At 69.1% G+C, this 5,400-nt stretch carries 5 protein-coding genes; 2 read left to right on the top strand and 3 right to left on the bottom strand.

The genetic code is table 11. The features are described 5' to 3' along the window. Nucleotides 1-341: 341 nt before the first annotated feature. Both ACH4E7_RS45085 and ACH4E7_RS45080 read right to left on the bottom strand, forming a co-directional pair. Entirely contained in the window at nt 342-851 is a 510-nt protein-coding gene (locus tag ACH4E7_RS45085; protein WP_396255044.1) for a hypothetical protein, read from the bottom strand. A gap of 48 nt (nt 852-899) precedes the next feature. Further along, the gene (locus ACH4E7_RS45080; RefSeq protein WP_396255043.1) at nt 900-1,181 is read right to left on the bottom strand and encodes a hypothetical protein; all 282 of its coding nucleotides are present in this window, start codon (nt 1,179-1,181) and stop codon (nt 900-902) included. A 106-nt stretch (nt 1,182-1,287) separates the two neighbouring features. Between ACH4E7_RS45080 and ACH4E7_RS45075 the strand changes: the two genes are divergently transcribed. Beyond that, complete coding sequence (locus ACH4E7_RS45075; protein ID WP_396255042.1) at nt 1,288-1,857, top strand: phosphotransferase family protein; 570 nt, start codon at nt 1,288-1,290, stop codon at nt 1,855-1,857. A gap of 54 nt (nt 1,858-1,911) precedes the next feature. Here ACH4E7_RS45075 and ACH4E7_RS45070 read toward each other — a convergent pair whose 3' ends face one another. Next, on the bottom strand, nt 1,912-3,144 hold the full coding sequence (locus tag ACH4E7_RS45070; RefSeq protein WP_396255041.1) for an MFS transporter: 1,233 nt from the start codon (nt 3,142-3,144) through the stop codon (nt 1,912-1,914). Nucleotides 3,145-4,054: 910 nt separating this feature from the next. On the opposite strand from ACH4E7_RS45070, the gene ACH4E7_RS45065 reads away from it, so the two are divergent. Beyond that, nucleotides 4,055-5,400 (top strand): WD40 repeat domain-containing serine/threonine protein kinase (locus tag ACH4E7_RS45065; protein WP_396255040.1); only part of this gene is annotated, 1,346 nt, incomplete at its 3' end.

The following is a 5,400-nucleotide window of genomic DNA, read 5'->3' as shown; positions in this document are numbered from 1 at the left end:
GCAGTACCGCTCCGACATCCTCGACGGCTTCCTCACCGGGGCCGGACTCTCCCTCGACCTCCCACCGCCATCACCTTGAAGCGCCGAGGTCAGTATCGGCACCCACAAAGGCGCCGACTTCCGCCAGCCGCCCAGCGAGACCGCGCCCGCACCTGCCCCGGCCCGGCGCCCGCTCGCCCCAGGCGGCCTGACCTTCTCCGACCCGGACCGGCAGATCTGAGCGCCACCACCACGGGTAACGCGATTGTCCTGCGGCGGGTACAAATCCCCGGCCCGCCGACCGCGTCCCGGTAGCCTGCGGCCAGGCGCCCGCCGGACCCGAGACGCACACTCACGGGCCATCACCGGCGGGCGCTGACCTGCGACGGTTTCATAAATCGTCCCCCGTTCGAGGCCCTCCGGGACGGGCGCAAAACTATAAGCCGCCCCCTCTGACCTGCGGTTCTACCAGCCGTCCATCGCCCGGACGTCGCCGGAGATCGCGTAGCGGCGGCAGGCCGGCCCTTGAGGTCGACCACCGCGCGCACCGGCAGAACCAGGTCGGTGCTGTCCCACGCGTGGGACACCCCGAGCTCGGACTGCACGGTGTTCTCGATCGCTTCGGCGACGGCGGCCAGGTCGAGCAGCCGGTACGCCGTCGAGCGGCCGACCCCGAATTCCGCCAGCGCGTAGGCGCTCCAACTCGGGTACTCGAGGACGGTCCACACCCGGGCCCGGTGAGCGGCGCGGACCCGGCGGGCCAGGACCAGGACGGCGGCCCGGACGTCCTCGATCGCGGTGCGCAGCTGCTCGGTCAGTTCCTGGGCGCGCGTCGCGTCGACCGGGCCGGTCTGCTCCTGGTTCTTGTTCATGTCCGGCTCATTCCCGTGCCGTGGGCCGGGGCAACCGCGCCGGGCCCGCTACAGGAACGGGCGGGAGAGGATACGCAGCTGCTGTTCGGCGATGGCGCCCATGGGGCCCGCGGTGCCGAGGTGGGCCACGATGGTGGTCTCGAACAGCTCCAGCATCGACTGGGCCTCATGGACGGACTGCAGGGTGAAGCCGGCGTGCTTGCGGCGGTCGCCGTCCAGGGCGGGGATGCGGCCGGTGACCACCGCGCTGTGGATGCTCTCGGTGGTGTGGATGCGGTCGCGGTACTTGTCGCGCAGGAAGTCGACCATCGCCTGGGTGCTGTCGTCCATCGCGTCATCGTGGCGCACCGCCTGCCGGAGCACACCCCTCGCGACAAGGGAAGTTTCCGCGACTTCGCTCCCGTGTGCCGGTGCCGGGCACGAGAAGATGGGCGCCATGGAGAATGAGGTACCGCTGCCCGGCGGGCGGATCACTCCCGGCGTCGTCCGGGTCGGCCGCACCGTCCGGCGACCGGCCACCGCGTCGTCAGCGTTCGTCGCCCAGTTGCTCGGTGAGCTCCAGCGGCAGGGCTTCACCGGTGCCCCGCGCCATCTCGGGTTCGACGAGGCCAACCGCCAGATCCTCAGCTACCTCCCGGGTCGAGTGCCCGCCCGCTTCCAGCGCTGGACCGACCCGCAGGTGAGCGCCGCCGGTGCCCTGCTCCGCGCCTTCCACGAGGCGACGCGCGGCAGCACCCTGGCCGGTCGGCACCCCGTGGTCTGCCATCACGACCCGGGGCCGAACAACACGGTCTTCTCCGACGACGGCGTCCCGGTCGCGTTCATCGACTTCGACACCGCCGCCCCCGGCGATCCCCTCGAAGACCTCGGCTACATGGCGTGGACCTGTTCTTCGCGCTCACCATGTCTCATGAGACATGGTGTCGATCACGAGCCAAGCGCTGGGCCTGGGAAGCACTATCGCTCGCGAAGCCCCAAAGAACGGCGCGCCTCAACAGCTGCCTGACATTCGAGTCCCGGAACCGATGTGGGTGACCTTCGAGCGCGAACCGGGCACAGATCACCGCACTCGCCTTTCAGCCCACCGCACGACGTAGGGGATCGCCTGCCCGACCGCGACGAAGACTCCGCCCATCAGGAACCAGCCGGGTGTGCCCCAGGTGATGCAGAGGAAGCCCAAGAGGGAGGGGGCGGCGACGCTCGCCACGCCGCGGCCGAACCCGAAGACACCCGAGTACTGCCCTTGTGCGTGGGCCGGCGCGAGGTTGTAGCGCAGTTCGGACGAGCCGACCGCCTGCAGGATTTCGCCGATCGTGTGCACGCCGACCCCGAGCAGGATCATCAGCGCCGCAAGCCAGCCTGGCACTCCAGCCGCCAGGCCGATCAGGGACATTCCGGCCAGGAACGCCCAGCCCGAGCGGCGCCAGGCCCGCGCGGCGGTAATGTTGCTGTCGACCCCGCGGCTCGCCCTTACCTGCAAGGCCACCACCATGAAGGTACTGGCCAGCGCGCTCGCACCGACGAACCAGCGTGGCGCGTTGGTGTGTCGAACGATCCATAGAGGCAACGCGAAGAGTTGCACGTCGCCCTGGAGCGACATGACGCCGTCGAGCGCGGTGACCACCATGTAGGGGTAGTCCTTGAGCGCGATCCACCGACCGGTTCCCGGCGGCACCGGTACGGGCGGCAGCGATGGCAGCCGGCCAACGATGACCGCGGTCGCCACGAAGCTGAGCGCATTGCCCAGCACCAGGCACACGTAGGCTGCGTGCGTGTCCACTTGGACAACCAGTGCGGCAAGCCCGGCCCCGATGCTGGCCGCCAGGTTGACGGCCGCACGCAGATAGGCCCGGAACTCGGCGGGCTTCTCGCCAGCGAGTCCGCGCACCAGCGGTCCACGGGCTGCCGAACTGGCCGAACCTGCCAGCTCGGTGAGGCATACCGCCACCACGAAGAGCCAGAACGAGTGCACCAGGACCATCGCCGCCATTGCCGCGGCCTGGACGATCAGCGTCATCCGGTACACCTCGCGCGGCCCACGCCGGTCGGCCAACCGCCCGACCGGTATCCCGGAGAGCAGACCGGCCAACCCGCCGATCCCCAGCCCGAGTCCTACCTGCGCCACCGGCAGCCCGACCGAGCGGGTGTAGAAGAGCGCTGCACTCAGCATGAATACGCCGCTGCCCACCATGTTGACGAAACTCGCGGCCGCGAGCGTCCGCCTCGGCCCCCGTTCGAGCACGATCCCCCGCGAGACCAGCCAGGACTCCGCAGGGAACACTGCTGTCGTCATCTCCAAAGTCTCGAACCGCCATCCTCACTCAGGGTTTCCGCAGCTCACACCGCTGCCGACCTCGGAGTATGGGGTCGCGATCAGTATCCGGAGAAGGCCGTAGTGGCAGGGGAAAAGTCACAAACCGACGGGGAACGAAATCGCCGCCGCGCCCCGTTGGGAAGTACGTAACGTCACGTCAGAAGAGGTGATGATCCTAGGATTTATCGGGCGAAATTCACCCTCGGCGGCCCGCCCCGCCGAGGGTCAACCGGCCGTCGGCCTCCCCGTTGGTTGCTGCGGGTCAGAGGATTCGTCAGGGAAGTTGCAGGTCGTCCTCGACCGCTAGCTGCGCAACGCCCGGTGGTGACGAAGCCACCTCGCGCTCCCGTCCCCGCGCGTCGCCGAGGACCACGAGATCGTCGAACGCATCCGGTGGTCCGAACGGGAGCACGCTTTCACGTCGACCAACCGCGAGACCTTCGACGCGGCCCTGGACTGAACATCGGCGCCCTGCTGTCGGCCGGGGCCGGCCCCGCCATCGAACCGGGGTGTGTTCGGCTGTGTCGCGCCTGACCTCTGACAAGCGATCTTGACCGTTCGCCACTGAAGGTTGACCGGACTGACGATCCACGAGCGTCGAGCCCTGCCGCACGTGGTCGCGGCTGCGCCCGACAGTCGAACCCGCGATGCGGCAGGGGAAACCCGACGAGGCACAGCCAGCGGTGTCCGGTTTCGCTCGGGTGATGTCCTGACGTTCGAGTGCCCGTCGCGGCCCACCAGGGGCTTCGGAGTCGCCATGGTGCAGGTGATTCTCATACTCCACAATGGCCTTTGTCATAGCCACAGTTGAGGGCCTGGGGGCACTGTGCGGGCGGGGGACTACCTCTCCGGAAGATACCGACTGGACTCGCGGCTCGGTCAGGGCGGCATGGGCGAGGTGTGGGAGGGGTACGACGTCGAACTCCGACGGGCGGTCGCGCTGAAGGTACTACTGGAGTTCGAGTCGGATGACGAGTTACTCCAGCGGTTCCGGCGCGAGGCCTCGATCGGTGCGCGGCTCCAGCATCCGGGGATCACGGTGGTGCACGATGTCGGGCGCCACGACAACCGCCTGTTCATCGTCATGGAACTGCTGGAGGGGACGGATCTCGCACAGCTCCTGGCCCGGTCGCCGGCCGGCCTGCCGATATCCGAAGCCGTCCACCTCGGACTGCAAGCCGCCGAAGCACTGGCCGCCGCGCACGCCCAGCAGGTGGTACACCGTGACCTGAAGCCCGGCAACCTCTTCCTGCTGACCGACGGCCGGCTGAAGATCTGCGACTTCGGGATAGCTCGTACCGCGGAGGCCACGGAAGGGCTGACGGTCACCGGCAGGCCGTTCGGCACTCCGGCCTACATGGCACCTGAGCAGTGGCGCGGCGAGCACGTCGATGCGCGCTGCGACCTGTACGCGCTGGGATGCGTGCTGTACGCACTGTTGACCGGCGCCCCGCCGTTCCCAGCCACCGAGCAGGCATGGGCACTGATGCGCCGGCATTTAGACGAGGTGCCACCGCCCCTGCGGTCGATACGGGACGACGTTCCGGCCGACATCGACCGGCTGGTCGCCTCGCTGCTGGCCAAGGACCCGGCTGCCCGGCCCGACACACCCACCACAGTGCAGCACCTGCGCGTAACGCTGCGCACCATACCGAACCTGGACACAGCCCCCACCCAGGCCGCGCCGTCACCCGGCCCCGCCGCGCCCGACTGCGGCACCGGGCCGGACACTCCCGCCCCGCCCCATGGACTGCGCCGCCGCAGCGTCATCCTCGGCGGCCTCGCCGCAGTGGCCGCAGCGTCAGGCGGAGCAATCGCAGCACTACGGCTCGCGGACGACAGCGCCCCGCACGCCTGGTTCACCCTCCACGGCCATACCTTTACCGTGTGGTCGGTGGCGTTCAGCCCCGACGGCAAAACCCTCGCCAGCAGCAGCAGCGACAACACCATCCGGCTGTGGGACGTGGCCACACGGACCAGTACCGCCACCCTCACCGGCCACACCCGCAACGTGTATTCGGCGGCGTTCAGCCCCGACGGCAAAACCCTCGCCAGCGGCAGTTTCGACAAGACCATCCGGCTGTGGGACGTGGCCACACGGACCAGTACCGCCACCCTCACCGGCCACACCGACACCGTGTATTCGGCGGCGTTCAGCCCCGACGGCAAAACCCTCGCCAGCGGCAGTTTCGACAAGACCATCCGGCTGTGGGACGTGGCCACACGGACCAGTAC

It is taken from the genome of Kitasatospora sp. NPDC018058, assembly GCF_044327205.1.
Lineage (GTDB): Bacteria > Actinomycetota > Actinomycetes > Streptomycetales > Streptomycetaceae > Kitasatospora.
Note: the sequence above shows the minus strand (reverse complement) of the source record. Positions and strands in the feature narration are given on the sequence as shown.

Coding starts and splice junctions, on each gene's coding strand:
- ACH4E7_RS45085 (WP_396255044.1), bottom strand. CDS start 851: ATGAACAAGAACCAGGAGCAGACCGGCCCGGTCGACGCGACGCGCGCC.
- ACH4E7_RS45080 (WP_396255043.1), bottom strand. CDS start 1,181: ATGGACGACAGCACCCAGGCGATGGTCGACTTCCTGCGCGACAAGTAC.
- ACH4E7_RS45075 (WP_396255042.1), top strand. CDS start 1,288: ATGGAGAATGAGGTACCGCTGCCCGGCGGGCGGATCACTCCCGGCGTC.
- ACH4E7_RS45070 (WP_396255041.1), bottom strand. CDS start 3,144: ATGACGACAGCAGTGTTCCCTGCGGAGTCCTGGCTGGTCTCGCGGGGG.